This is a genomic window from Mesorhizobium sp. LNHC229A00, from assembly GCF_000502415.1.
GTDB lineage: Bacteria > Pseudomonadota > Alphaproteobacteria > Rhizobiales > Rhizobiaceae > Mesorhizobium.
The window spans coordinates 1-2,635 of record NZ_AYWQ01000064.1 but is presented as its reverse complement, the minus strand read 5'-3'; the positions used below and the strand labels follow the sequence as shown (position 1 = coordinate 2,635).

Annotated in this window: 2 protein-coding genes; one reads left to right on the top strand and one right to left on the bottom strand. The window is 61.9% G+C overall.

Features of this window, described 5'->3' with window-relative positions:
- A partial coding sequence (locus X742_RS140605; protein ID WP_210164358.1) for a hypothetical protein occupies positions 1-510 on the top strand: 510 nt, incomplete at its 5' end.
- A 592-nt stretch (positions 511-1,102) separates the two neighbouring features.
- Here X742_RS140605 and X742_RS140610 read toward each other — a convergent pair.
- Positions 1,103-2,410, bottom strand: a complete 1,308-nt coding sequence (locus tag X742_RS140610; protein WP_023775566.1) for a site-specific integrase — start codon at positions 2,408-2,410, stop codon at positions 1,103-1,105.
- Positions 2,411-2,635: the final 225 nt, after the last annotated feature.

Here is a 2,635-nt window from a genome sequence, read left to right as displayed (position 1 = left end):
CATTCTGATGTGGCGGGCGCAGGAGGCGGCTGGATGAATCCGCCCGATCTGGTGCCGTTCGCTGCCTTCGGCGGCGACTGGCCCGCCTATGAAACCGAACTCCACCGCATCTTCATCGCCGATCTTGCGAACGGCAACATGCAGTATGGCGGCCTTCGTGTAGGGTGCCGCCGCCACCCGGAAGCGATGGGCAGGTGGGCGTCGTTCTGGCATCTGGTGCAGGAAGGCCGCGTCGAGGATGACCGCTTGCCCGATCTGCGCCGCTGCGAGCGCATCAGCTGGGTGCGCTGGGTGATTGAGAACGCGACCGCTCACGCCGAGATCGACATCTGGCAGAACAGGCGCGGCACCGAGGTCAACACACTGCTCTGGTTCCGCGAGGAATATCTTGTGGTTCTCGGGCAGCGCCAGGGCTATTGGCTGTTAAGAACTGCCTATTGCACGGAAAGGAGCGGGCGGATCGCGCAACTCAGAAAGGAGCGTGATGCCTTCCGCCACGCCAACCCCTGAAACGGCTGAAGCCGCCCAAGTGAACCGGGGCGGCCTCGAATGCTCGTCCTACACATGGCAGGTGAGACAAGGCACATATGCATTCCGCATGGCCGAATGTCAAGAAGATTCCTGTCCCCGAACCACATCGAAACGGCACGTGTACCTAAATAATCATAGTAGATACAATACGTTAGGATAATTCTTCCACCTTTCCCAGCGCGTCGCAAAGCAGCTTGAAATGGCCCGCCTTCGCCCGCACCATCGGCATCGACTATTCGGGCACGGAAACGCCGACCGCGAGCCTCAAGGGCCTGCGCGTCTATCTGGCCGAGGATGATGAGCTTCCGGTGGAAGTCCTGCCGCCGCCGATCCGAAGCATCGTCGCCAAGGTCNCCTCGCTGCCACCACCGCCACCCGCCGCCGCCTGCTCGAAGCCCTGCCGGCCGAGGCCCCTGGCGCCGATTGCGGAGACGCGAAATCGAGGCGACGGAATGACGCTTCCTATTCCTATATCTGTCGCGCCTTCGCGAACGCCTCGGAACGCCGGTCAAAGACGTGAAGTACTTGTATGCCTAACTTCCAGTGATTTTCAGAGCAATATGCGCGCGGTTCAGGCTTGGCGGGCAATCTCGATGACGTTCTCGGCCCGCTTGGATCCGCTGACGATCTCCTCGAGAAGAAGGCCCCAGGCATCGAGCGCCCGGCGCTTCTCGGGCAGATAGTCATTGTGGTCATAGTGCTTCCCCGTGACCACCGCCGCGCCGCCAGTATCGCCGGCATGGGCTATCACCTGAGACACGATGAACCGTGAGAACCCGATTCGCTCGCTGGTCAGCAGCGTGGCGCCGGTACGGCGCAGATCATGGGGGGTGGCGGCGCCGATCTTCACCGCTTCGACGATACGCTTCATAGCGCGCGAGAATGCCCGCCTGTCGAGGTGGTCCTCGTCCGACCGGGGCGATGGGAAGACAAAGTCGCTTCCGTTCCCCTCCATCGCGGCCTTTGCCTCGTCGAGCAGCGCCAGCGCCGTTGCGCTCAGCGGGATCATGTGCGCCTTTTTGCCCTTCATCCGCTCGGCAGGGATAAGCCACGTCCTGGCGCTCCGGTCGATCTCACGCCAGCGCATGCCGACCACCTCACCTCCGCGCTGCAGGGTCACAGCCGCCATCCTGAGGGCGATGCCCATCAATGGCGACAGAGTGAGGTCGTCGACATCCTCCGGGCTCTGACAGGCGGCCCAGAAGCCTTTGAGGTCATCATCCTTCATCACGGTCGTGCCAACCTTAGGCATGGCGACTGCGATATCGTGCGCCGGATTGTGATCGATAACGCCCTCGCGCACCGCGAAGCTCATCAACTGGCGAATGATGTTGCGGCAGTGGCGGCCGTTCGACTTCGCGCCCTTGGCTTGCTTGGTGACAAACTCGCGGATCTCGATCCGCGTGATATTGGCCACCGCGCTGTCGCCGAACTTCGGTTTCACCAGCTTGTCGAATATGCGCCGCTCCTCGGCAATGGTGCTGGCACGCTTCGGCGCCGCCTTGGGGCCGCCCTTATGCGTTCCTTCAGCCGCAGCGATGAAATAGGCATCGGCCAGGCCAGCCAGCTTATGGAGGTGCTTCCGTCGCTCCTCGGCCTTGCTGGCTCGCGCAATGGCCACGACGTCGGCGCCTGTCGCCACAGCGCCTTTCGCCTTCCTTGCCTCCTCCCGAGCTTTGGCGAGCCCCACAGACGGGAAAGAGCCCAGGTTCTTGCGGCGATGCTCGCCGGCGGCATTGCGGTAGCGCACCGACCACGACCGGACGCCCTTGTCAGTCACTCGGAAAATCAGGCCTGCCTCAACATCGTCGCGCAGTTCCAGCCGCTTGCCAGGATCAGGCATGGCGTTCTTAACGATGTCGTTTGTCAGCTTCGCCATCGGGGTACATTCCTTCGGGGGCACTTTGGGGGCACAAACATATTGCGCCCTGCCGCGTTATCTCGCACATTGCCGCACACAAGGCAAATCAAGGAATGGCCGTTTTGCAAGGTTTGTGGAGGCTTAGGGGAGTGCCTTCGCACAAGCTCGCACGTGAAAGTTACCAGACTACGAATCTGGGGGTCAGGAGTTCGAATCTCTTCGGGCGCGCCAAATCTCCTAAGC

Excerpts from the sequence above, each read along its gene's own strand:
- X742_RS140610 (WP_023775566.1), bottom strand. The coding sequence starts at position 2,410 with ATGGCGAAGCTGACAAACGACATCGTTAAGAACGCCATGCCTGATCCT.